Below are 23784 nucleotides of genomic sequence, written 5' to 3' on the forward strand. Positions count from 1 at the left end.
CGCGAACCATGACGGCCCGCCCGCACACATCCATTATGTCGGGATCAGTTGTGCGACTGCGAATAATAGGATTGCAAGGGACGTACTTCAAGAGAAGTGACCCCGATTGCCGCCGCGGCCTGCACGCTCGCGGGTGCGGTGGTGAAATAGGGGATCTTCTGCGCCAGCGCCGCCTGGCGGATCGGCTTCGAATCCTTGAGGCTCTGCCACCCTTCGGTGGTGTTGAAGATCAGCGTCACCTCGCCGTCCATGATCCGGTCGAGGATATGCGGCCGCCCCTGCGCGACCTTGTTGACCTTCTCCACCGCGAGGCCCGCGGTTTCGAGGTAATCGGCGGTCCCGCCGGTCGCCAGCACCTTGAAACCGTGCGCGAGCAGCGCCTTCACCGCCGGCACGATATGCGGCTTGTCACCGTCTTTGACGCTGACGAACGCGGTGCCGCCGGTCGGCAGCACGGTGCCCGCGCCGAGCTGCGATTTCGCGAAGGCAGTGGTGAAATCAGGATCGATTCCCATGACTTCGCCGGTGCTCTTCATTTCGGGCGACAGCACCGGATCGATGCCGGGGAAGCGGTTGAACGGGAACACCGCTTCCTTGACCGCATAATAATCGATGTGACGGTCGATCGGCGGCAGGTCCTTGAGCTTCTCGCCCGCCATCACGCGGGATGCGATCTTGGCGATGGGCACGCCGATCGCCTTGGCGACGAAGGGCACCGTGCGACTGGCACGCGGGTTGACCTCGATGAGGTAGACCTCGCCGTCCTTGACCGCGAACTGGATGTTCATCAGCCCCTTGACCGACAGCGCATGCGCCAGCGCCACCGTCTGCCGCTCGATCTCGGCGATCGTCTCGGGGCTCAGCGAATAGGGCGGGATCGAGCACGCACTGTCGCCCGAATGGACGCCCGCCTCCTCGATATGCTGGAGCAGGCCGGCGACGACGACCTCCTCGCCGTCGCAGATCGCATCGACGTCGACTTCGATCGCGTCGCGCAGATACTGGTCGATCAGCACCGGCGAATCGCCCGACACCTGCACCGCGGTCTGGATGTAATCGTCGAGTTGCTGGAGCGAATCGACGATCTCCATCGCCCGCCCGCCCAGCACGTAGCTCGGCCGCATCAGCACCGGGTAACCGATCCGCTCCGCCGCCGCGACCGCCTCGTCGCGGCTGCGCGCGAGGCCGTTGGCCGGCTGCTTGAGGCGAAGCTTGTTGACCAGCGCCGCGAACCGCTCGCGATCCTCGGCGAGGTCGATCGCATCCGGGCTGGTGCCGAGGATCGGGATCCCCGCCTTCTCCAGCGCACGCGCGAGGTTGAGCGGCGTCTGCCCGCCGAACTGGACGATCACCCCGACCAGCTCGCCGCGGCTCTGCTCGACGTGCAGGATCTCCAGCACGTCCTCGGCGGTGAGCGGCTCGAAATACAGCCGGTCGGACGTATCGTAATCGGTGCTCACCGTCTCCGGGTTGCAGTTGATCATGATCGTCTCATAGCCGACGTCCGCCAGCGCGAAGCAGGCATGGCAGCAGCAATAGTCGAATTCGATCCCCTGCCCGATCCGGTTCGGGCCACCGCCGAGGATGACGACCTTGCGGCGGTCGGACGGCATGCTCTCGTCCTCGGGTTCGCCGAACGACGGCGCCTCGTAGGTCGAATACATATACGGCGTCTTGGCGTCGAACTCCGCCGCGCAGGTGTCGATGCGCTTGAACACGGGCCGCACGCCGAGCCGGTGGCGCAGCGCGCGCACCTCGTCCTCGGTCACGCCGCCGGTCATCGCCACCACCGCATCGTGGATCAGTCCCGACCCGCGCGCGATGCCGCGCTCCATGCCGCGCAGATTGGCGGACTTGAGCGCGAGATAGGCGAGGCGCTTGTCGCTGAACCCCATCGACTTCAGCCGCCGCAGACCCGCGGCTTCGATCGGCAGGCCGCTGCTGCACACCTCTTCCTCGGCCGCGACGATCTCGGCGAGGCGTTCGAGGAACCACGGATCGAACTTGGCGATCGCGTGCACTTCGGCGACGGTGAAACCCTCGCGCAGCGCCTGCGCCGCGACCAGCAGCCGGTCGGGTGTCGCCACCGCCAGCGCCGCCTCGATCTCCGCGCGCGGCGCGCCGACGAGGCGCTCGACCGCATTGAAGCCCGACAGGCCGGTCTCCAGCCCGCGCAGCGCCTTCTGCATGCTCTCGTGGATATTGCGGCCGATCGCCATGACCTCGCCGACCGACTTCATCGCGGTGCCGAGCACGGATTCAGCGCCCTTGAACTTTTCGAAGGCGAAGCGCGGGATCTTGGTGACGACGTAATCGATCGTCGGCTCGAACGACGCCGGCGTCGCGCCGGTGATGTCGTTGGTGATCTCGTCGAGCGTGTAGCCGACCGCCAGCTTGGCGGCGACCTTGGCGATCGGGAAGCCGGTGGCCTTCGACGCCAGCGCCGAGGAGCGCGACACACGCGGATTCATCTCGATGACGACGAGGCGGCCGTCCTTCGGATTGACCGCGAACTGCACGTTCGAACCACCTGTTTCGACGCCGATTTCCCGGAGTACCGCGATCGATGCGTTGCGCATGATCTGATATTCCTTGTCGGTCAGCGTCAGCGCCGGCGCGACGGTGATCGAATCGCCGGTATGGACGCCCATCGGATCGACGTTCTCGATCGAACAGATGATGATGGCGTTGTCGTTGCGATCCCGCACGACCTCCATCTCATATTCCTTCCAGCCGAGCAGCGATTCCTCGATCAGCACCTCGGTGGTCGGCGACGCGTCCAGTCCCTTGCGGACCATGTCGACGAATTCGGACCGGTTGTAGACGATGCCGCCGCCCGACCCGCCCATGGTGAAGCTCGGCCGGATGATCGCCGGCAGCCCGGTGATCTCCAGCCCGGCGAGCGCCTCCTCGACGGTATGCGCGATCGCGGAGCGGGCGCTGTTGAGCCCGATCTTCGTCATCGCGTCCTTGAACTTCAGGCGATCCTCGGCCTTGTCGATCGCCTCGGCATCCGCGCCGATCATCGTGACGCCGAACTTCTCCAGCGTGCCGTCGTGGAACAGCGCCAGCGCGGTGTTGAGCGCGGTCTGCCCGCCCATCGTCGGCAGGACGGCGTCGGGCCGCTCCTTCTCGATGATCTTCGCCACCACCGCGGGCGTGATCGGCTCGACATAGGTGGCGTCGGCCAGTTCGGGATCGGTCATGATCGTGGCGGGATTGGAGTTGACGAGGACGATGCGATAGCCCTCCTCCTTCAACGCCTTGATCGCCTGCGTGCCCGAATAATCGAACTCGCACGCCTGCCCGATCACGATCGGCCCCGCGCCAATGACGAGGATGGAGGAGATGTCGGTGCGTTTTGGCATTATTTCAGCCTTTTCTTATTAGCCTGGAATTCAGTCATCATTTTGACGAATTCCTCTTCTTCGTTTCCAGACTTGTTCAAAAGCCAAGACCAAGCGTGGATTGGCATCCGACCTTTGAAGCTCTCTCGATCCACCCGCATCAAAAAGCAGGATATACGTGGAAAGCGCTCATAGAAATAGTTTGTTATTATTTCTTCGTTTGCATTCACTTGTATGAAATATACACCTGGAAAATAATTCCACCAAGCGGATATTATTTTAGAGTTCTCTATGAACCGGTGAATGTCATCAGCGTTTTCATCTTTGTCATTAACATCAAAGATAAATATATAGAGATTTTCTCGCTCGATCAGGCTAACCATTAGATCGATCCCCAATTTGATGGGCAACCTGCGCGCTTGTTATCAATGCTTTTCCATCGATAATTTGCCCCAGCTCCGCGCCAGAGCTTTCGCTATCACCGTAAATACGAAGAGCATGGTCCCGAAGCCGAAACTCCTCGGATTGCAAAACTTCTACTTTGCTGAACATAAAATACAGAAAAGCAACACAGCTGATTAACGCTGGAACGCAGGCCACTATAAAAAAATAAAATTTGTAAGGCTCGTCAGAGAAATAGCTGAGGATGAAAAGTGGCAATGACAATATTGCACACTGAAACAGCGAAGGGTTCATCGCGCTTTTAGTAGCCACGGAAGACGCAATTCTGCGAATTTCAGTAGGGAGACGATTATTCACCCCCTCCTCCCAGAGACCCGACGAACTTCTCGAATAGATACAAACTATCCTGCGGCCCGGGGCTCGCCTCGGGGTGATACTGCACGCTGAACGCCGGGCGATCGGTCAGCTCCAGCCCCGCATTGCTGCCATCGAACAGCGACACATGCGTCTCGCGCACGTTCGCCGGCAAAGACTCCCGTTCGACCGCGAAGCCGTGGTTCATACTCGTAATCTCGACCGCGCCGTCGGACAGGCGCTTGACCGGGTGGTTGGCGCCGCGGTGGCCCTGGAACATCTTGGTCGTGGTCGCGCCGACCGCGAGCCCGAGCAGCTGGTGGCCGAGGCAGATGCCGAACAACGGCTTACCCGTATCGAGCAGCTGCCGGATCACCGGCACCGCATACTCGCCGGTCGCGGCGGGGTCGCCGGGGCCGTTGGACAGGAAGATGCCGTCCGGTGACAGCGCCATCACTTGCTCGAACGTCGCCTCGGCCGGCAGCACCGTCACCTTCGCACCAGCGTGAACAAGGTTGCGGAAGATGTTGTGCTTGCTGCCGTAATCGATCGCGACGACATGCGGGCGGTCGGCGCCGTCGCCGGCGCCGTACCCGAAGCCCAGCCGCCACGGCCCGCCCTCGCGGCCCTCGCCCCAGGCATAATGCGTCTCGGTCGACACGGTCCTGGCAAGGTCCATGCCCTCCAGCCCGGGCCACGCCTGCGCCATGGCGAGCAGCGCATCGAGGTCGAACACCCCGTCCGCGGCATGCGCCACCACGCCATTGGGTGCGCCACCGCTGCGGATGCGCCACGTCAGCGCACGGGTGTCGATCCCCGACAGGCCGATGCGGTTGTGCCGCTGCATCCAGCCGTCCAGCCGCTCGACCGCGCGGAAGTTCGACGGCGCGGTCACGTCCTCGCGCACGATCATGCCCAGCGCGTGGGGTGCGTCCGCCTCGATATCGTCGGGATTGGCGCCGACGTTGCCGATATGCGGGAAGGTGAAGGTGATGATCTGCCCCGCGAACGACGGGTCGGTCATGATCTCCTGATAGCCCGTCATCGCGGTGTGGAAGCACACCTCGCCGACCGCCGCGCCTTCCGCGCCGAAGCCGCGGCCCCAGGCCACCTCGCCGCTCGCGAGGACCAGAACGCCCGTCGCGCCGTCAGGCTTTGCGGGCATGGCAATGGGCTTAGGCTCGGCCATGGCTTGGCGGGCACTCCTACGGGTTTCGTCTATGTCGCTAAGTGCCGCCCGCTAGACCCCCGCCCCCGTCAGGTCAACCGGTTCACGGGGCGCCGTTCCTCCGCTACGGCAGTCCGCTTCACGTATACCGACGAGAGTGTCCCCATGATTCGCGACGACATCAAGGCCGCGCAGGTCACCGCCATGAAGGCCGGCGACAAGGAATCGCGCAACGCGATCAGCCTGATCCAGGCCGCCATCAAGAACCGCGACATCGAACTGCGTACCAGCGGCTCGACGCCGGACGACGATGCATTGGTGGTCGAGGTGCTGCAGAAGATGGTCAAGCAGCGCCGCGAATCGATCGCGATGTACGAAAGCGGCGGGCGGCAGGAACTGGCCGATGCGGAAAAGGCCGAGGTCGCGGTGATCGAACGCTTCCTGCCGGCGCAGATGAGCGAAGACGAAACGCGCGCGGCGATCGAGGCGATCAAGGCGGAGATGGGCGCGAGCGGCATGAAGGACATGGGCCGGGTGATGGCCGAGCTGAAGGCGCGGCATGCGGCGAGCCTCGACATGAGCAAGGCGAGCGGGTTGGTTAAGGCGTCGTTGGCTTAAACTCCCCTCCCGCTTGCGGGAGGGGTCGGGGGAGGGCAGTATCCACAGCATGGAGCAGCGCACGAAAGCCCGCCAACTCCGCGCCAACGCCACAGACGCCGAACGCCGCCTGTGGCAGTATCTCAGCGCTCGACAGATTGCGGGCGCGCGTTTCAACCGGCAGGTGCCAGTCGGACCCTTCATCTGCGATTTCGTAGCTCGGTCTGCAAAGCTGATCGTCGAAGTGGATGGCGGACAGCATTCGTGGCAAAGTGAGCAGGACGCAGAGCGCACGCGCTATCTGGAAGGCTTGGGTTTTACGGTGCTGCGGTTCTGGAACAACGATGTGGTGGAGCACACCGAAGGCGTCGTTGATGCGATTGCCTCGGCGTTGGCGCGCCTGCCCTCCCCTAGCCCCTCCCGCGAGCGGGAGGGGAATACGTGAGTCTCTCGCCCCAATTTCTGGACGAACTCCGCGCCCGCACATCCTTGTCGGCGCTGATCGGCAAGACGACGAAGCTGACCAAGGCGGGCCGCGAGATGCGCGGCTGTTGCCCGTTCCACAACGAGAAGACGCCCAGCTTCTACGTCAACGACGACAAGGGCTTCTACCATTGCTTCGGCTGTTCGGCGCATGGCGATGCGATCCGCTGGATGACCGACCAGCGCGGCCTGCCGTTCATCGACGCGGTCAAGGAACTCGCGCAGGCCGCCGGCATGGAGATGCCCGCGCAGGACCGCGCGTCGGCCGCCAAGGCCGAACGCGCCAAGGGCCTGCACGAGGCGATGGCCGACGCCGCGAGCTGGTTCACCGAGCAGCTGAACGGCATCGGCGGTGCCGAGGCGCGCGGCGTGCTGGCCAAGCGCGGTATCTCCGCCGACACCGCGCGGACGTTCGGCATGGGCTTTTCCCCCGACAGCCGCGGCAAGCTCAAGACCGCGCTGAAGGAGTACGGCGACCCGGTGCTGGTCGAATGCGGCCTGCTGATCCAGGTCGAGGGCAAGGATCCCTACGACCGCTTCCGCGGGCGGCTGATGATCCCGATCCGCGACGCCCGCGGCCGCACGATCGCCTTCGGCGGGCGGGTGATCGGTGATGGCGAGCCCAAATACCTTAATTCCCCCGACACGCCGCTCTTCGACAAGGGCCGCACGCTCTACAACCTCGACCGCGCCGCGCCCGCCGCGCGCAAGGCGAACCGCGTGCTGGTGGTCGAGGGCTATATGGACGTCATCGCGCTGGCGCAGGTGGGCATACAGGAGGCGGTCGCGCCGCTCGGTACCGCGCTGACCGAGGCGCAGCTGGAGCGATTGTGGCGGATGGTCGACGTGCCGATCCTCTGCTTCGACGGCGACAGCGCCGGGCAGAAGGCGGCGTTGCGCGCCGCACAGCGAGCGCTGCCGCTGCTGGGCGATGGGAGAAGTTTGCGCTTCATAACTCTCCCTGATGGTCAAGATCCCGACGATCTTGTTCGCAGCAAAGGTATTGGAGCATTTGAAGCGCTAGTCGCAGATGCTGAGCATCTCGTAGATCGCATTTGGAAGCATGAACTGGCTGCAGAACCGCTTGTTACCCCCGAACAACGGGCCGCGCTCGGTGCCCGGCTACGGTCCCATGCAAAAACGATACAAGATGCGGACGTTCGCGCAGAATATCTCGCAATGTTCAATAAGAGGGTGTGGGATTATTTTCATCCCGAACGCCCGGCCGACTCGTTCAAAAGTTTTCGAAAATCGGACAAGCCAAAACAGCCGATCTCACCAAGACTGATTGCCATTTCTCAATTTGGCATTGATCAAGTCACTATACTGCCCGCCTTGATTAGCGGATTGATCCGCTTTCCCGATATGATTGCTCCTTTAGCGGAGACGCTTGTCCGACTGCCAATCAACGCCATCCAACTCCGGCAGACGCGCGAACGCCTGCTAGACGTTGCGCTGCGCGATCAGAACCTTGAAACGCCCACGGTTATTACCACGTTACGTGAAGACGGACTCGGCGGCGTTTTAGCCAAGCTCAAAGAGGTGACGCTTGCCTTTTCCTTTCTCGCCCATAAAGCCGACCCTGAGCAAGCTCGTCGGGATCTGGCTTTCGTGGCGGAAAAGCTGGACGTTGGGCCAGCGCTCGATGTTGAACTGAAGGAAGCCAATGATCGGTACGTTTCCAATTGGGACGCATCGGACTTTGAGGAATATGTGCGCTTGCTAAAAGCTAAGCAGCGCATGGAGCAAATTTTCATGGACGCGCTGTCGCCGGATGACATGCCGGTTGAAGCGAGTGAGGGCAATTGATGGCGAAAGTTAACGGCAACGGTGGCGACGAGGGTGCGGACGTGACCGATGCGCCGCTGATCGACCTCAATGATGCCGATATCAAGAAGCTGGTCGCCCGGGCGAAGAAGCGCGGCTACATCACCTACGACCAGCTCAACGAGGCATTGCCGCAGGATCAGATGTCCTCCGACCAGCTCGAGGACATCATGTCCGCGCTCAACGAGATGGGCATCAACATCGTCGAGAACGACGAGGCCGGCGACGACGGCGACGAGAAGGAGCAGCCCGAGGACGACGAGCCGGAGGTCGCGGAGGTCGATGGCGACGGCACCGCCGCGCCCGCGCTGGAGACGAAGAAGAAGGAAACCGTCGATCGCACCGACGATCCGGTCCGCATGTACCTGCGCGAGATGGGCGCGGTCGAGCTGCTGAGCCGCGAGGGCGAGATCGCCATCGCCAAGCGGATCGAGGCCGGTCGCGACACGATGATCCTCGGCCTCTGCGAATCGCCCATCACGTTCAACGCGATCATCGACTGGTCGACCGCGCTCAACGAAGGCACGATGCAGCTGCGCGAGATTCTCGATCTCGACGCGATGCTGTCCAAGGGTCCGTCGGCCGAGCAGGTCGAGGGCGCCGAGGAAGACGACAACGGCGAGATCAGCGAGAAGACCGCCGGCGCCAGCTTCAAAGAAGAAGCGGAGCCAGAGGAAGCGTCTGCCGATGACGAAGACGAATCGGGCGAGCCGCGCATCCCCCGCCCGTCCGACGACGAGGACGAGGACAACACCCTCAGCCTCGCGCAGATGGAGGAAACGCTCAAGCCGCAGGCCTTGGAGCGGTTCGCCAGCATCACCGCGCTCTACAAGAAGTTCAGCAAGCTCCAGCAGTCGCGCCTCGACGCGATGCAGGCGGGCGGCGAGCTGTCCGGCGCCGACGAGCGCAAATACCAGAAGCTGCGCGAGGAGCTGACCGCCGAGGTCGAGAGCGTCCAGTTCCACAACGCCAAGATCGAATATCTCGTCGACCAGCTCTACGCGTTCAACCGTCGCCTGACCGCGCTGGGCGGCCAGATGCTGCGCCTCGCCGAGCGTCACAAGGTCAGCCGCAAGGACTTCCTCGACCGCTATGTCGGCCACGAGACCGACGATACGTGGCTGCAGTCGGTCGGCAAGCTCGACAAGAAATGGACCGCCTTCGCCACGAACGAGGGCGATGCGGTCGATCGCATCCGCGGCGAGATCAGCGAGATTTCGCAGCAGACCGGCATGGCGCTCACCGAATTCCGCCGCATCGTCAACATGGTGCAGAAGGCGGAGCGCGAGGCGCGCATCGCCAAGAAGGAGATGGTCGAAGCGAACCTGCGCCTCGTCATCTCGATCGCCAAGAAATACACCAACCGCGGCTTGCAGTTCCTGGATCTGATCCAGGAGGGCAACATCGGCCTGATGAAGGCGGTCGACAAGTTCGAATACCGCCGCGGCTACAAGTTCAGCACCTATGCGACGTGGTGGATCCGGCAGGCGATCACCCGCTCGATCGCCGACCAGGCGCGCACGATCCGCATCCCGGTGCACATGATCGAGACGATCAACAAGCTGGTCCGCACCAGCCGCCAGTTCCTGCACGAGCAGGGTCGCGAGCCGACCCCGGAGGAGATGGCCGAGCGCCTGAGCATGCCGCTCGAGAAGGTGCGCAAGGTGATGAAGATCGCCAAGGAACCGATCTCCCTCGAAACGCCGATCGGCGACGAGGAGGACAGCCACCTCGGCGATTTCATCGAGGACAAGAACGCGGTCATCCCGGTCGATGCGGCGATCCAGGCGAACCTCAAGGAAACGGTCACCCGCGTCCTTGCCTCGCTCACCCCGCGCGAGGAACGCGTGCTGCGCATGCGCTTCGGCATCGGGATGAACACCGACCATACGCTCGAAGAGGTCGGCCAGCAGTTCAGCGTGACGCGCGAGCGTATCCGCCAGATCGAGGCGAAGGCGCTGAGGAAGCTCAAGCACCCGAGCCGCAGCCGCAAGATGCGCAGCTTCCTCGACCAGTGACGAACCCAAGCGGCGGCCCGATGGGGTCGCCGCTTTTCCAAGGGCGCCGCCCCGTCGCGGCCGGCGGTGCCGCGATCCTGTCCCGACGTTCCGTCGGACACCGCCGGGAGTGCCAGTTGGAATCCGTATCGATCGTCCTGTTCCTGCTGCTCGCGGTCGTGCTCAGCGGATCGATCTCACGCATGTTGCCGATTTCGGTGCCGACGCCGCTGGTGCAGATATTGCTCGGCGCGGGAATCGGCCTGTCGACCTCCTACCGGGTCGATCTCGACCCCGAGCTGTTCCTGCTGCTCTTCCTGCCGCCTTTGCTGTTCCTCGATGGCTGGCGCATCCCCAAGGATGAGCTGCTCAAGGATTTGCCGACCGTCGTCGAACTGGCGCTCGGCCTCGTCCTCATCACCGTCATCGGGATGGGCTGGTTCATCCACTGGATGATCCCGGCGATGCCGCTCGCGGTCGCCTTCGCGCTCGCCGCGGTCGTGTCGCCGACCGATCCGATCGCGGTGTCGGCGATCGCCGCGCGCGTGCCGATTCCCAGGCGGATGATGCATATCCTCGAAGGCGAATCTTTGCTCAACGATGCGTCGGGCCTCGTCTGCCTGCACTTCGCGATCGCCGCGGCGCTGACCGGCAGCTTCTCCGCCCCCGCCGCCGCCGCGAACTTCGTCTGGGTCGCCGGCGTCGGCCTGGCGGTCGGCGTCGTCGTGACGCTCGCCGCGACGCGCGCCAAGGCGTGGGTGTCGCGGCGCTTCGGCGAGGAATCGGGGTCGCAGATCCTCGTCAGCCTGCTGATCCCGTTCGGATCCTACCTGCTCGCCGAGCATATCCATGCCTCCGGCATCCTCGCCGCGGTGTCGGCGGGCGTGACGATGACCTTCGCCGAAATCTCGCGACAGGCGCTGGCGACCACGCGGATGCGGCGCAACTCGGTGTGGGACACGCTGCAATTCGCGCTCAACGGCATCATCTTCGTGCTGCTCGGCGAGCAATTGCCCGCGATCCTCGCCGGCGCGCGGGCGACGGTGCTGCTGACCGGGCATCACGGCACCGGCTGGCTCGGCCTCTACGTGCTCGCGATCGTCGCCGGCCTCGCCGCGCTGCGCTTCGGCTGGGTGTGGGTGTCGCTGCGGCTGACGCTGCTGCGGCGGCGGGCGGGTGGTGCGGAGACGCTGCACAGCCCCGACTGGCGGCTGGTCGCGGCGATGTCGATCGCCGGGGTGCGCGGCGCGATCACGCTGGCGGGCGTGCTGACCATCCCGCTGGCGCTGGCGGACGGATCGCCCTTCCCCGCGCGCGACCTCGCGATCTTCCTCGCCGCCGGCGTCATCATCGTGTCGCTGCTGCTCGCCAGCATCGCGCTGCCGATCCTGCTCAACGGCCTGACCATGCCCGCCGAACCCTCGCGCCAGGCGGAGGAGGACGGCGCGCGCGTCGCCGCGGCGGAGGCGGCGATCCGCGCGATCGAACGCGCGCAGCACGACCTCGCCGAACGCGAGGGCAAGGCGGATTTCTACGCGGCGGCGGGCACGCGGGTGATGGACCTGTACCGCGACCGGATCGAGGCGCGCAGCGGATCGGCCAAGGCCTCCGCCGAGGCGCGGTTGCAGGACCGGCTGGAACGCGATTTCCGCCTCGCCGGCATCCAGGCCGAACGCGCCGCGATCATCGACCTTGTCCGCGACCGCGCGATCGGCAGCGCGATCGCGCAGAAGCTCGTGCGCGAACTCGACCTGCTGGAAACGCGTTACCGCGTGTGAACACGAGACGTGCAGCACCGCCGGTGACCCCTGACGGCCGCTATATCGTCGTCCGCGGCCGGCTGTGGCGGCGGGCGAACCCGCATTTGCCGGAGGCCGAACGCACGGCGTATGTCGCCGCGCTGATGACCGCCAGACGCGCGGTTCGCGCGGCGCTCGCGGCAAAGGACCCCGCCGCACTCGCCACCGCGCGTGCCGCGGTCGATGCCGCCAAGATCGCGCTCGGCGAACGCGGCCCCGTCTGGTGGCCGGGGGACGAGGACCTCAACCGGCATCTCGCCAAGAACACGCGCTACGCCGACTGGTATGCCGCGCTCGATCCGGCGGAATGATAAGCGTCAGGCCGACGGCGCCGTGACGGCGGACTGCCGGAACCCGAGCAGCACGTTGCCCTCGGTCGTCAGATAGTTCTTCGCATAATCGAATCGCGGCGTATCCGAGAAGATCAGATAATAATATTTCATCTGTTCCGACCACCAATAGCCCGGACAGTGATCGGCCTGCCGCTTCGGCGTCGCGGTGACGTCGGCGAGATCGGTGTAGCCGTAGCGCGCCTTGTTCCAGCGCAGCATCGCGGCGAAATGCCGCGCCGCGATCTCACGCCAGCGCGGCGACCGGTCGATCAGCCACAGGTTGAACGCGGCATCGACGAGTTCGGGGCGCAGCGCATTGCCGGGTGCGGTCGGCGTGCCGGTCGCATAATCATACCCTTCGGGCAGCACCCCGAAGCGGTCCTGCAGCGCGGCCCAGGTCTCGGTCACCGCCGCCCCTTCCTTCGCCGCGCCGCCTTGCGCCAGCAGCCCGCCGTAGAAGGACGCGAGCTCGTCCTGTTCGGTGCTGACCACCGCGCCGGTGCGAAAATCCACATCGGCGATCCACAGCCGGCCGTTCCGCCAGACCTGCTGGTGGCGCAGGATCGCGGCGGTGCAGACCTCGTACATGCGCCGGCATTCGGCATCGCCGAACAGCTGCCAGCTGTCCCACAGATATTCGTAATAGCTGTCCGCATAGGAGCCGACCGTCGCGCGCGAATCGAGCCATTCGCCGCTCAGCGCATCGATCCTGACCGCCAGCAGGTCGAGCCGCGAGCGCCTGGCGAACAGCGCCACCATCGCGCGGCGGGTGACGTCGCGATAGCGCGGATCGCCGGTCAGCCGGCTCAGCGTCCCCCATTCGGGCAGGAAGCTGCCGATCTCGGCAGGATTGGTCGCGGGATCGCGGCGGACGCCCGTCCTGAGGTTGATGAAGCGATAGGGAAAGCCGGTCGGCGTATCGAACGCGGGCAGCAGCCGATCCGCCAGATCGCGCGCCTTCGCCAGCAGCACCGGGTCGCCGCAGGCATGATGCGCGGACAGCAACCCGCCGACGAGCCGAATCGAGGTTTCGAACACCGACACCTCGCCATCGACGTCGAAGTCGAGCTCCGCCTTGATCCACGCGACGCCGTCGGCGAAGCGGCCGTCCAGCCCCATGACCCACAAGGTATCGAGCGCCTCGATCAGGCTGAGGCCGAGGTGGTGCCCTTTCAACGGAAAGCTGGAGACGGTGCCGCTGACCGGCCTGATCTCGTCCTTCCCCCAGGCATGCGCGCGATAGGCGTCCCACGCCCAGGCCATCTCCGCCTTGACCCTCTCGCCAAGCGTCCGCCACCGCGCCGCATCGCCGTCCGCCCCCGTGCGAGAACGACCGACCGCCGCCGCACCCAGGCTGGCGATCCCCCCACCCAACATCGCCCGCCGACCGATCATCACCGCCCCTCCCATCCGTGAGATCCGGGGATCAATAGCATGCGGCGTGCCGCAGGACAGATCGCATCCGTTCACGGGAGGGCACGCATCGACGGGACGCCGCTGCGCAGCGCACGGCGCGGTTCGATGACCCTGATAGTGGATTGGCTGGGGCGGCAGGATTCAGGGTTTTGTCGTATGATCCTGAATTCTCACACTATTGGCTCCGCCACCTCCCCTTCTACCATCATTTAGACCAACCATTTGATGGGCTGTTCCGAGACGTTCTTGGATGCAACTAATCTTAGGACCGACACCGGAAGCGCGACCAGCGGTCTCCCTCGACACCGTTTTTGGCAATCCGCGTGGCTGGCTTGCAAATGCGCAAGACGGCGCTGTCGGTGGTTGCGGGAACAGTACCCACAATCGTCCTTCGTGGCATCGTAAATGCCTGTAATCATTTGGCGTTTTCTGCGGGGTTTTGGCAGACACCCCCTGTAGCACCCCAATATAATTACAGACGTGGTGGTACGTGCTGGAACCGGTCGTGCTGACACCGCAGCCGGCGCCGTGTCCACCGGAGTTCATCCATATCGAACTGCCGGGTGGCGTGCGGGTGAGCGTGGATGCTGCGGTGGATGCAGGGGCGCTGGCACGGGTGCTGTCGGTGCTGCGATGAACCCCGTGCCTCTGCCGACACGGGTGTTCCTGGCGTGCGGGGTGACCGACATGCGCAAGGGGTTTGATGGCCTGGCGGTGCTGGTGCCGCAGGTGCTGGCGCAGAACCCCTAAAAAAGCCGTCGGCATCTTTGCGGAGATGCCGCGATGAAGTTCGCCTTTATCGAGCAGCATGCGTCCATCTGGCCGGTGAACGTCATGTGCCGCATGCTCGGCGTGTCGCGCACCGGCTTTTGCGACTGGCGCGGTCGCGCACCGAGCGCACACGCCCCAGCCGCTCCCTTACCGCGCAGGCGTAGGCCAGCTTCCCGCAAAGCCTCACACCGTCATAGCGAGACGGGTCTCCATGCGTGCACGATTGGCTGGAATACGTCGTCCATCGAACGGAAATACGCGAGGCCCGCCCGCAGCGTCTGGCGATCGCGGTTGATGAGACCGTTGTAGAATGCCCGGGTGTCGCTCGACTGCGTTTCTCCCGACGATCTCGATCGGGTTCCGCCAATTTGTGGACTGCTTTCCTCGACGAGCTCTTCCGGCTCGGTCTGGCATCGGTGATGGTAGCCGGCTTCAACCACGTCACCGTTTATGCAAACCGCCTCCTCCCGTCATTCGGAACGCAGCCCGATTCGAGGACATTTGCGTGCCGAAGGCGCAGCATACGCGCGTCTTGCCGATGGCGACTGTGCGGGCCGCTTGGAGAGATCGGGAAGAGATGTAATGGACATGTCAGTCGAACATTCTGACCGCTCATAAGGGGATAGCCGTGATGTACTTTACCTGAGCCAAGGAAAAATGCGATGAGCCGGTCGCAACCGAAGGGTGACGTAATACGATCCGCATTAAAAAGTGATTATAATGGTCTACGTCGGTGACGATGATCCGCAGAAGATAGTCCCAGTCACCAGACATTGAGTAGCACTCCATTATTTCGTCCCGCGAAGCGACAAAGGTCTCGAAAGCTTCTGTGGCCTTCGCCGAGTGATCCTTCATCCGAATGTGGCACAGCACGTTCACGCCGCGGCCGACGCTCTCGGGATCAACAAGGCGAACATGCCGCCCTAGCACGCCGGCGGCTTCCAGCGCCCGGATCCGGCGCCAGCAGGACGCTGTGGAAGCGCCGACCCGCTCAGCGAGATCGGCGTGGCTGAGGGACGCGTCGCGTTGCAGTTCGACGAGCAGCTTGCGGTCGATCGCATCGAGTTCTCGAGCCCTACTCATGGCGCCACGGGATCAGCGTCAGGCTGCAATTCCGGCCTCGCCCTGTCGAACGCTTCAAGGGACAGGCAAGCAGCCGCAATCTTCAAAAGCGCGGGGTATGCGGCGAGTTCGACGGACCAATCCGATCGCCGCCAATGCCAAGTAACCGGATCGTGCTGCGCTCCACTGCGCAGTTCGTGCGTGACCTGGCTATAGCTCAGTCCCTTGAGGAGTCCGATCCTTACTCGATAGGCGACTGAGGAACGCCAGTAGCCGTGGAGTCGTAGGGATGGATGCGCTGCCTCTGTTCCGTTTCGCTCGTACTCCATCTGCAAATCTCGCTCTCGTCGCTTCGGCTATCGCATGCCCGCACCGTGTTGATCAAATCAATTCGTATCCTGGCATATTATGAAAAGAACCTATCACATCTATAGCCGTTTATTCCATATTTGAGATCGTATTTCGTCACTTTCCGATATATTTACACCATGGCTACCGACCTTACTCGACCCTCGCATGCCGCGCCCGATTGGACCGTCGCGCAGGACTGGCACTCCTATTCCGCAGAGGAACATACCGTGTGGGATCGTCTCTTTGCGCGCCAAGCCGAGATGCTGCCGGCACGTGTCGTTCCCGCCTTCATGGAAGGCCTGGATATGTTGCGAATGACGAAGCCAGGCATTCCTGACTTCGACGAGTTGAACGCCCGCCTTTCCGATGCGACCGGCTGGCAGGTCGTTGCGGTGCCGGGGCTGGTTCCGGACGAGATATTTTTCGAGCATCTCGCCAACCGGCGCTTCGTTGCCGGCCGCTTCATTCGGACGCCGGAACAGCTCGACTACCTGCAGGAGCCGGATATCTTCCACGACGTGTTCGGCCACGTGCCGCTGCTCGTTCATCCCGTGTTCGCAGACTATATGCAGGCCTATGGCGAAGGGGGCCTGCGTGCCGCCAAGCTCGGTATGATCGAGGCACTGGCACGGCTATACTGGTACACGGTAGAATTTGGCCTGATCCGGGACGGCTCGGATCTCAAGCTATACGGCGCCGGCATCGTCTCTTCCTACGGCGAAAGTGTCTTCGCCCTCGACGACCCCTCCCCCAACAGGATCGGTTTCGACATCGAACGGGTGATGCGGACGCGCTATCGCATTGACGACTATCAGCAGAACTACTTTGTGATCGACAGTTTCGAGGACTTGCTGCGCCAGACCCGGGACACCGACTTCGGGCCCATCTACGAACGCCTTCGCGACAGGGACGCTATCGACGTCGGAGACCTGTTGCCATCCGACAGGATTCTCCACGTCGGTACGCAGGCCTATGCCAAGGCCGGGGTACGCGCATGAGCGGGGATCTGATGCCGTTCGCGGCCCTTCGGCCGCAGAAGCCCGACGCGCTGCTGGCGCTCATCGCCATGCACCGCGCCGATTCGCGTCTTGACAAGATCGACGTGGGCGTTGGAGTCTATCGCGACGAGGCAGGGCTTACGCCGGTCATGCAAGCGGTCAAAGCTGCCGAAGGGCGCTTGCACGCGGAGCAACAGAGCAAATCCTATCTTGGCGCGGAAGGCGACGTCCGCTTTGCCGAACTCCTGATGAAACTGGTCTTCGGTGAGGGGCAGAGCGATGCGAGACGCTTCGGGCTGCAGACGCCCGGCGGCACCGGGGCCTTACGGCTCGGTGCGCAGCTTCTGGCGCGCGCGGCGCCATCGTCGCGCGTGTGGTTGAGCGAGCCGACCTGGCCAAATCACGCGCCGATCTTCGCTGAGGCCGGTCTTGCCACGCGCCTTCATCCCTATTTCGATGTCGAAAGCCGCGGCATCGCCTTCGATGCCATGCTCGAGGCGCTGCAGCAGTCGCGAGCAGGTGACGTCCTCCTGCTTCACGGCTGTTGCCACAACCCGACGGGCACGCAATTCACGCTGGAGCAGTGGGAGGCGCTGGCGGCGCTCTGCAATGAGCGCGACATCGTCCCCTTCGTCGACCTGGCCTACCAGGGCCTCGGCAATGGGATCACTGCAGACGGCGAAGGTGCGCACCGACTTCTCGATGCTGTTCCGACAGCGCTCGTTGCTTATAGCTGCGACAAGAACTTCGCATTATACCGCGATCGGGTTGGCGCGCTCTTTGTCCAGACGCCGACAAGCGACCTGGGCGAGGTGACGCGGGCCAATGCGCTCGCGCTGGCCCGCAGCCTCTGGTCGATGCCGCCAGACCATGGTGCTGCGGTGGTCCGCACGATTCTGGATGACGGCGAACTGCGCCTCTCCTGGGGCGACGAACTTGATCGCATGCGGGACCGATTGAACAAGATGAGGGTGCTGCTGGCAACGGCGCATCCGGCCTTGACGTCTGTCGCGTCCCAACGCGGGCTCTTCTCGCTTCTGCCGATCGCACCGAGCGCCGTCCCGGCGATTCGCCAGACCCATGGGATCTACATGCCGGCGGATGGCCGGATCAATATCGCGGGCCTGAACGAAATCAATCTCCCGCGTTTCGTCGAGGGGTTGCTACCTCACCTCGAAAAAGGGGTCGGCATCCCGCAGGCATTTGCCGCGACGGCCAAAAGCGCGTTCAAATGAAAGTGATTGTAACTGGCGCGGCAGGCGCGCTCGGAACTGCTACCGCCGACATTCTGGAGCAAGCGGGGCATAAGGTCGCGCGTATCGTGGTCAGAGCGGCCTCTGATGCATCGCCGTTGATGATCGAGTGTGAAGATCTCGCGCATTCCGAGGCGGCGGCGCAAGCGATCGGGATTGCTGCCCATCGCCTCCGCGGCCTGTCTGGCGTTCTTCATCTGGCCGGCGCGTCGAGTGGCGACCTGTCGCCGAGGGGAACGGCGCGCTCTCCATCTACGACATCGACTTCGCCTACGAGCCGGACATTGATCGCCAGCCGGTGGGTGCCGGACTTCAGCGTATCGATCATCTCACACACAACGTCTATGGTGGTCGGATGGCGCACTGGGCTGCGTTCTGCGAGCGCATCGCCGGCTTCCGCGAAATCCGCTACTTCGATATCAGGGGCGAATATACCGGCCTCGCCAGCAAGGCGATGACCGCGCCCGACGGCCAAATCCGAATTCCGCTCAATGAGGAAGGCAAAGCCGGCGGCGGACAGATCGACGAGACCGCCTTCGCCGAGGACAAGGTTCCGTCCACGGGCGGGGACGATCCGTATATGCACATCTTCCTCGATTGTGGCGGCGGCAACGTCTTGGCCTTCTTCGAGTTGCCGAACCAGCCTCCGATGAGCCGGGACCCAAATACCGCCGGCTGGGTTCAGCATCTCGCCTTCGAAGTTCAGGATGGGGCGGCGTTGCTCGCTGCCAAGGCGCACATCGAAGCGCAGGGCTGCTCGGTGTGGGCCCACCTGTCACGGCGTTTTCAGATCGATCTATTTCTTCGACCCAAACGGACACCGCGTCGAACTTGCCTGCAACATCGGCACCCCCGAACAATATGACGATCTGAAGCGCGTCGCCCCGCTGATGCTCGAGGAATGGAGCCGGACCAAGCGTGCCCCGCGATACGCGGAATGGCTGCACAAGGAACCCACCGCATGAAGCTTGCCAGTCTAAAGGGGGGCCGGGATGGCCGTCTCGTCGTCGTGTCTAATGACCTCTCGACCTACGTCGAGGCAGGCACCGTTGCGCCCACATTACAGGCGGCGCTTGACGATTGGTCTGCAGTCGCGCCGCGGCTCGAGCAACTGGCCTCTAACCTCGACCGTGGCAGCCCTGCGGGCCTGCCATTCCACGAGGCTGCACTCGCCGCTCCTCTTCCACGCGCCTATCAGTGGGCCGACGGATCGGCCTATGTAAATCATGTCGCCCTTGTTCGGCAGGCTCGAGGCGCCGAGCTGCCGGACAGTTTCTGGCACGATCCGCTGATCTACCAGGGTGGGTCCGATGGCTTCCTGGGAAGCCATGACCCGATATCTCTGTCCAACGAAGACTGGGGCTGCGACATGGAGGCAGAAGTCGTCGTGGTCACCGACGACGTGCCGCAGGGCGTCAGCCGCGAGGCGGCTATAAGCCTGATCCGGCTGATCGGGCTGGTGAACGATGTATCACTGCGGAACCTCATTCCCGCTGAACTGGCCAAGGGCTTTGGCTTTTACCAATCCAAGCCAGCTAGCGGCCTTTCGTCGGTGTTCGTAACGCCCGACTCGCTCGGCCCACGGTGGCGAGATGGCAAACTGTACGGCACACTGAAGGTCGATCTTAACGACCAACCCTTCGGGCGAGCCGACGCCGGAATCGATATGACGTTCGATTTCGGCACCCTTATCGCGCATCTCGCTGCAACGCGTTCACTGGCTGCAGGCACGATCGTGGGTTCCGGAACAGTTTCGAACCGCGATGCCAATGGCGGTCCCGGACGTCCGGCGGCCGACGGAGGGCTCGGGTATAGCTGCATCGCCGAGGCCCGCATGGTGCAGACAATCCTCACCGGGGGTCCAGCCACGCCCTTCCTCAAGCACGACGATCGCGTCCGTATCTGGATGGACGACGAAGACGGTAGGCCGATCTTCGGCACGATAGACCAGAAAGTGAAGGTGGGGCAATGAAAGTGCTCGACGATCAGGAACGGAACGAGGCCCTCATCTCCCTCCCAGGATGGACGCACGACGCTGGGCGAGACGCCATCGTCCGAAATTTCGAATGCGGGGACTTCGTCAGCGCATTCTCGTTCATGACGGCCGTCGCGATCATGGCAGAGAAGGTTGATCACCATCCGGAATGGTCCAATGTCTATGGCAAGGTGTCCATTGTCCTCACGACACACGACGCAGGTGGCCTCACGCCGAAAGACATCGAGTTAGCGCGCAAAATCACGGCTATAGGACCATCGTCCTGAGCGACTTTGTCGCTCGGCTTTGCTGATTGCGTCATTGCGTCCTTCGCAGCCGCTGGAGGATGCAAGCACCAGCGGCCGCGGCAGTGCAAGCGGCTCCCCCTGCCCGGCCCATCCTGCAAGGCAGGGGCTGCGATCATAGGAGGCCCCAGGTTGAACGCGACTTGCCTACCCCAATTTTTTGTAGAGATATTCGAACATCGGCTTCCACGCGCCCATTTCCGGCTTGTCGGAATATTCGGCAGATGAGCGTACGCTGCCGTCAGGAAGGCGTTCGAAATAGGCGCGGACATAACGATCCTTTCGCGGCTCGATCGAGACGAAACGGATGATTCCGTCGGGCCCCTGCCGGCCGCGGGCGATGAAAGGTTGGCCCATGATATCGACCGACATCAGCGTCCAGACACCATGGGCGTAGGCAATGATATCATTGGCGGCGAAGTGAAATTCCTGCCCCGGCTTGCGATATTTGTCATTGATCCATTTGCTTTCGAGCGAGAGCCAGCAGCCACGTTGGCGGCTCTCCGCATGTGCAAAGGCCATCGGCTGCCCGTTTTCGAACACGAGCCAGTCGCCCTCAAGGAAATCCAGCGCGCGATAGCCCGGCTCGGCACAGTACGTTTGTTCAGGCGGTGCAACGACCGTGCCGAGGACTTGGGCCTGCGCGGATTCGACTTCGCCGGTGGCCACCAGAACCGTCGCCGCCGCGATCAAGTTAAGAAATTTTGCACGCATGATCTGCCTCCCTCGCTGATGTGAATGTGGGGCAGGCGACTCCCGGCCGCTTGCCCCACCAAGTCTCATCGACCACCAAAATTGTACTGGAGCGAAACACCGAATGTGCGTGGCCGAATGACATTCGCATAATAGCGCGACGTTGCAGTCGCGGGCACCGCCGAGAAGGAAGAGTAAATGATCCCGCGGCTGTCGGTCACGTTGTTGAGATAGGCAGACACCGTCCACGTGGTTTGGCGCAGCCCCAGTCGCAGATCGATCGTGGTATAATCAGGCAGCGTCTGGCGAACATTGCCGGTCGCTGGGGCGCCGCGCGCGAAGGGACCGTAACGTTTACCGGTGTAGCCGACCGTAGCGCCTGCGAACAATGTCGCACTTTCGCTCACCTGAAAATCCCGATCAAACCCCGCTGAACCGCTCCAGACGGGTGCGTTGATGAGGCGTTCGCCGCGAAGCGCGTAGATCGAACCGGCGGCAATGAGATTATCCCGCAACTTAGACGAACTGTAGGATCCGTTGAAGAACAGATGGGTATCTTGGAGTGGATTGAACTGAAGCGCGGCCTCAACACCGTTGATACGTGCCTTGCCGAGATTGCCAACATAGGAATAGGTGATGTTGTTCACCACGGCGGTCGACGTGATCTGGATCCCATCCCAGTCGATCCGGTAGACTGACAGGTCATATGCGAAGACCTTGTTCGGGGTGCTTCCCTTGGCGCCGATCTCGTAATTGGTGGTCTTGTCGGATTTGTACGTCAGTGGAATGCCCGGGGCAACGCCGGCATTGGCGCCGCCGGCGCGGAAACCGGTCGCGACGCGCGCGTAAACGGTCAGATCGCGATTGACCTTCCACCGCGGGCTGACCGACCAGGTCACAGCGCTGTCGTCCGCAGACGATGGAATGACGGTACGCGTCCCGCTTGCGCCGGTGGTGATACCGACATCAGCCTGATGGTTCTTGGCGTAGCGTAAGCCCCCTTCGATATCCAATCCGCCGACTATCTTCACACGAGCAGATCCGAACACCGAATATTCGCGGTATAGCGGATCGTCGGTCGTCTGCGAGATGAAGCCCGCCTTGGCTCCGCTCGTCGGGTTATAGGCATTCAGGGTGAGATTGTTATCGCTGTGTTCGCGCGTGTAAAATGCCCCGACGAGCCCGCTGATCGGCGCATTCTGGTCGCTGGCGATGCGCACTTCCTCGCTAAACTTTTTGGTATTGTAAGCGTAGGGATCATAGGCCGCGCCGCGCACCCCATAAAGTGCCTGTGCCGCCCCGCCGGCATAGCCGGAATAATCGCGAAAGAGTTTATAGTTGCTGATCCCATAGCCAGTAATAGACGTGAAGGTCAGTCCGTGGCCGAGAACCGCGTTGAACGCAGCGGAGTAAAGCTGGCTGCGGCTGACCGCCTCACCCGTGCCCGGAATGAAGATCTGCGTAAGATCGCCGTACACCGGCCTGGTCAGGTAATTGACCTCGACCTGTGAGGAGCCGAGATAATGATCACGTTGATACAGCGCGGTCACCTTCAAACTGACGTCCGGTGCGATCTTCCACAAGGCTCCAAGGCGCGCACCATAAGAGCGCCCCTCGTTGACGTTCGATTTACCGGAGTTCACGTTGTCGATGTAGCCAGGATCCTGCCGGTAAAAGCCGCTGACGCGCACGCCGAGCACGTCGGTAACGATCGGCGTGTTCACGGCTCCACGTATCCCGAAGCCGCTGTTGCCGTGCGCGACGGTCGAACCGCTTACCCCGACGAGGCCGAAGCTATTGACGGTGTCCGCGTCGGTCGTCACATATTTCAGCAAGCCACCCATGCTCGACGCGCCGTAAAGCGTGCCCTGAGGACCTTTAAGGGCCTCGATACGCTGAAGATCGGATGGGTCGAGATCAGGGATGCGGACCGCGCCCGCCGCCGTTACGGTGCTCGCGCCAACGGGAACGTCGTCGATCGTGATGCCCACCGTTGGGTTGCCGGCGACGCCGGTCACCACGCCCCGGATAGCGACTCCGGTCTGCCCGGAATCGACGGCCTGAACCGACAAGCCGGGGACTTGCTGGTAAAAATCCTGAAGGCGCGTTGCCCCCTTTGCAGTCAGCGCCTCGGACGAAAGGGCGGTGATCGCCATGGGCACATCTTGCAGGCGCTCGGCCCGCTTCTGAGCCGTTACGACAATGTCAGTGGAAACGGTGTTTTCGGAGACTTCGGATTGCGCCGGATCGGGGTGAGGCTGTGGCGGATCGGACTGCGCGCGCGCCGAAGGTGCGCAGATTACCATAATAAGGGCCGCGCCTGTCATCAGGCCAGCGAAGTGGGTGCGAGCAACCGGATTTCTCATTTAACCCCCCATTTTTATAGTACGCCATCGATTCGCGCATTTAATACGTTTTTTTTATCATCGGAGTTTTCGCATGTCTACACCGTACTGGAGATTGGCTATCCGTGGCATAGGCCCAACTCGTCAACGGTCTAAAACAAGGAGGAGACGGTTGTTTTTTCCGATTGATCTGAATCTTTCGTATGGTAACGCTCGTCGCCGGGCCGCGACGGCGATTGCGCCCCTGACCACTGCCGCGTGAGTTGCAATCGCGGTGCGGACGGACCCTCGTAATTTAGTCCGGCGTTT

At 63.0% G+C, this 23784-nt stretch carries 20 protein-coding genes and 3 pseudogenes; 13 read left to right on the plus strand and 10 right to left on the minus strand.

Annotated elements, in window-relative coordinates:
- Positions 1-44: 44 nt before the first annotated feature.
- Genes carB through carA form a run of 4 tightly spaced genes read right to left on the minus strand, consistent with a single transcriptional unit; the run spans position 45 to position 5292 of the window.
- Positions 45-3368, minus strand: a complete 3324-nt coding sequence (carB, locus tag M9979_RS02765) for a carbamoyl-phosphate synthase large subunit (protein WP_254287814.1) — start codon at positions 3366-3368, stop codon at positions 45-47.
- The gene (locus M9979_RS02770; RefSeq protein ID WP_254287815.1) at positions 3368-3730 is read right to left on the minus strand and encodes a hypothetical protein; all 363 of its coding nucleotides are present in this window, start codon (positions 3728-3730) and stop codon (positions 3368-3370) included. Before M9979_RS02770 ends, carB begins: the two co-directional genes overlap by 1 nt.
- Entirely contained in the window at positions 3723-4106 is a 384-nt protein-coding gene (locus M9979_RS02775) for a hypothetical protein (RefSeq protein WP_254287816.1), read from the minus strand. The genes M9979_RS02770 and M9979_RS02775 overlap by 8 nt, the downstream gene beginning before the upstream one ends.
- Complete coding sequence (gene carA, locus M9979_RS02780) at positions 4099-5292, minus strand: glutamine-hydrolyzing carbamoyl-phosphate synthase small subunit (protein ID WP_254287817.1); 1194 nt, start codon at positions 5290-5292, stop codon at positions 4099-4101. Before carA ends, M9979_RS02775 begins: the two co-directional genes overlap by 8 nt.
- Before the next feature lie 144 nt (positions 5293-5436).
- Between carA and M9979_RS02785 the strand changes: the two genes are divergently transcribed.
- The 6 genes from M9979_RS02785 (at position 5437) to M9979_RS02810 (ending at position 12285) form a co-directional block, all read left to right on the plus strand.
- Entirely contained in the window at positions 5437-5889 is a 453-nt protein-coding gene (locus M9979_RS02785; protein ID WP_254287818.1) for a GatB/YqeY domain-containing protein, read from the plus strand.
- A gap of 49 nt (positions 5890-5938) precedes the next feature.
- Positions 5939-6313 (plus strand): endonuclease domain-containing protein, encoded by a 375-nt coding sequence (locus M9979_RS02790; protein WP_254287819.1) that lies wholly within the window; start codon positions 5939-5941, stop codon positions 6311-6313.
- Entirely contained in the window at positions 6310-8160 is a 1851-nt protein-coding gene (gene dnaG, locus M9979_RS02795) for a DNA primase (protein ID WP_254287820.1), read from the plus strand. The genes M9979_RS02790 and dnaG overlap by 4 nt, the downstream gene beginning before the upstream one ends.
- Positions 8160-10196 (plus strand): RNA polymerase sigma factor RpoD, encoded by a 2037-nt coding sequence (rpoD, locus tag M9979_RS02800; RefSeq protein ID WP_254287821.1) that lies wholly within the window; start codon positions 8160-8162, stop codon positions 10194-10196. Before dnaG ends, rpoD begins: the two co-directional genes overlap by 1 nt.
- A gap of 116 nt (positions 10197-10312) precedes the next feature.
- Entirely contained in the window at positions 10313-11953 is a 1641-nt protein-coding gene (locus M9979_RS02805; RefSeq protein WP_254287822.1) for a Na+/H+ antiporter, read from the plus strand.
- A 23-nt stretch (positions 11954-11976) separates the two neighbouring features.
- The gene (locus M9979_RS02810) at positions 11977-12285 is read left to right on the plus strand and encodes a hypothetical protein (RefSeq protein ID WP_254287823.1); all 309 of its coding nucleotides are present in this window, start codon (positions 11977-11979) and stop codon (positions 12283-12285) included.
- Positions 12286-12291: 6 nt separating this feature from the next.
- Here M9979_RS02810 and M9979_RS02815 read toward each other — a convergent pair whose 3' ends face one another.
- Entirely contained in the window at positions 12292-13701 is a 1410-nt protein-coding gene (locus M9979_RS02815) for a glycoside hydrolase family 47 protein (protein WP_254287824.1), read from the minus strand.
- Positions 13702-14212: 511 nt separating this feature from the next.
- Here M9979_RS02815 and M9979_RS02820 point away from each other — a divergent pair.
- Both M9979_RS02820 and tnpB read left to right on the plus strand, forming a co-directional pair.
- A complete protein-coding gene (locus M9979_RS02820) occupies positions 14213-14359 on the plus strand; it encodes a hypothetical protein (protein ID WP_254287825.1) in 147 nt (48 codons plus the stop codon).
- Positions 14356-14469 (plus strand): annotated as a pseudogene (tnpB, locus tag M9979_RS02825) (IS66 family insertion sequence element accessory protein TnpB); the annotation flags it as partial. The gene M9979_RS02820 and the pseudogene tnpB, both read left to right, overlap by 4 nt.
- 215 nt (positions 14470-14684) lie before the next feature.
- On the opposite strand, the gene M9979_RS02835 reads toward tnpB, so the two are convergent.
- The 3 genes and pseudogenes from M9979_RS02835 to M9979_RS02845 form a co-directional block, all read right to left on the minus strand.
- Positions 14685-14933 (minus strand): hypothetical protein, encoded by a 249-nt coding sequence (locus M9979_RS02835; protein WP_254287994.1) that lies wholly within the window; start codon positions 14931-14933, stop codon positions 14685-14687.
- Positions 14934-15105: 172 nt separating this feature from the next.
- Positions 15106-15576 (minus strand): Lrp/AsnC family transcriptional regulator, encoded by a 471-nt coding sequence (locus M9979_RS02840; protein WP_254287827.1) that lies wholly within the window; start codon positions 15574-15576, stop codon positions 15106-15108.
- Between the two features lie 146 nt (positions 15577-15722).
- Positions 15723-15884 (minus strand): annotated as a pseudogene (locus tag M9979_RS02845) (thioredoxin domain-containing protein); the annotation flags it as partial.
- Between the two features lie 159 nt (positions 15885-16043).
- Here M9979_RS02845 and phhA point away from each other — a divergent pair.
- From phhA to M9979_RS02870, 5 genes and pseudogenes are all read left to right on the plus strand, one after another.
- Complete coding sequence (phhA, locus tag M9979_RS02850; RefSeq protein WP_254287828.1) at positions 16044-16904, plus strand: phenylalanine 4-monooxygenase; 861 nt, start codon at positions 16044-16046, stop codon at positions 16902-16904.
- Positions 16901-18139: an amino acid aminotransferase gene (locus M9979_RS02855; protein WP_254287829.1), complete on the plus strand. Its 1239-nt coding sequence runs from the start codon at positions 16901-16903 to the stop codon at positions 18137-18139. Before phhA ends, M9979_RS02855 begins: the two co-directional genes overlap by 4 nt.
- A gap of 250 nt (positions 18140-18389) precedes the next feature.
- Positions 18390-19022 (plus strand): annotated as a pseudogene (locus tag M9979_RS02860) (VOC family protein); the annotation flags it as partial.
- Positions 19023-19118: 96 nt separating this feature from the next.
- Positions 19119-20129: a fumarylacetoacetate hydrolase family protein gene (locus tag M9979_RS02865; RefSeq protein ID WP_254287830.1), complete on the plus strand. Its 1011-nt coding sequence runs from the start codon at positions 19119-19121 to the stop codon at positions 20127-20129.
- Positions 20126-20419 (plus strand): 4a-hydroxytetrahydrobiopterin dehydratase, encoded by a 294-nt coding sequence (locus M9979_RS02870; protein ID WP_254287831.1) that lies wholly within the window; start codon positions 20126-20128, stop codon positions 20417-20419. Before M9979_RS02865 ends, M9979_RS02870 begins: the two co-directional genes overlap by 4 nt.
- A 165-nt stretch (positions 20420-20584) precedes the next feature.
- On the opposite strand, the gene M9979_RS02875 is transcribed toward M9979_RS02870, so the two are convergent.
- Both M9979_RS02875 and M9979_RS02880 read right to left on the minus strand, forming a co-directional pair.
- A complete protein-coding gene (locus M9979_RS02875) occupies positions 20585-21151 on the minus strand; it encodes a hypothetical protein (RefSeq protein WP_254287832.1) in 567 nt (188 codons plus the stop codon).
- Between the two features lie 65 nt (positions 21152-21216).
- A complete protein-coding gene (locus M9979_RS02880; RefSeq protein WP_254287833.1) occupies positions 21217-23457 on the minus strand; it encodes a TonB-dependent receptor in 2241 nt (746 codons plus the stop codon).
- Between the last annotated feature and the right edge of the window lie 327 nt (positions 23458-23784).

It is taken from the genome of Sphingomonas liriopis, assembly GCF_024211255.1.
GTDB classification, from domain to species: Bacteria; Pseudomonadota; Alphaproteobacteria; order Sphingomonadales; family Sphingomonadaceae; genus Sphingomonas; species Sphingomonas liriopis.

What these genes read in the sequence shown, in the direction of transcription:
- carB (WP_254287814.1), bottom strand. Translation starts at nt 3,368, where the DNA reads ATGCCAAAACGCACCGACATCTCCTCCATCCTCGTCATTGGCGCGGGG.
- M9979_RS02770 (WP_254287815.1), bottom strand. Translation starts at nt 3,730, where the DNA reads ATGGTTAGCCTGATCGAGCGAGAAAATCTCTATATATTTATCTTTGAT.
- carA (WP_254287817.1), bottom strand. Translation starts at nt 5,292, where the DNA reads ATGGCCGAGCCTAAGCCCATTGCCATGCCCGCAAAGCCTGACGGCGCG.
- M9979_RS02785 (WP_254287818.1), top strand. Translation starts at nt 5,437, where the DNA reads ATGATTCGCGACGACATCAAGGCCGCGCAGGTCACCGCCATGAAGGCC.
- M9979_RS02790 (WP_254287819.1), top strand. Translation starts at nt 5,939, where the DNA reads ATGGAGCAGCGCACGAAAGCCCGCCAACTCCGCGCCAACGCCACAGAC.
- rpoD (WP_254287821.1), top strand. Translation starts at nt 8,160, where the DNA reads ATGGCGAAAGTTAACGGCAACGGTGGCGACGAGGGTGCGGACGTGACC.
- M9979_RS02815 (WP_254287824.1), bottom strand. Translation starts at nt 13,701, where the DNA reads ATGATCGGTCGGCGGGCGATGTTGGGTGGGGGGATCGCCAGCCTGGGT.
- M9979_RS02840 (WP_254287827.1), bottom strand. Translation starts at nt 15,576, where the DNA reads ATGAGTAGGGCTCGAGAACTCGATGCGATCGACCGCAAGCTGCTCGTC.
- phhA (WP_254287828.1), top strand. Translation starts at nt 16,044, where the DNA reads ATGGCTACCGACCTTACTCGACCCTCGCATGCCGCGCCCGATTGGACC.
- M9979_RS02855 (WP_254287829.1), top strand. Translation starts at nt 16,901, where the DNA reads ATGAGCGGGGATCTGATGCCGTTCGCGGCCCTTCGGCCGCAGAAGCCC.
- M9979_RS02865 (WP_254287830.1), top strand. Translation starts at nt 19,119, where the DNA reads ATGAAGCTTGCCAGTCTAAAGGGGGGCCGGGATGGCCGTCTCGTCGTC.
- M9979_RS02870 (WP_254287831.1), top strand. Translation starts at nt 20,126, where the DNA reads ATGAAAGTGCTCGACGATCAGGAACGGAACGAGGCCCTCATCTCCCTC.
- M9979_RS02875 (WP_254287832.1), bottom strand. Translation starts at nt 21,151, where the DNA reads ATGCGTGCAAAATTTCTTAACTTGATCGCGGCGGCGACGGTTCTGGTG.
- M9979_RS02880 (WP_254287833.1), bottom strand. Translation starts at nt 23,457, where the DNA reads ATGACAGGCGCGGCCCTTATTATGGTAATCTGCGCACCTTCGGCGCGC.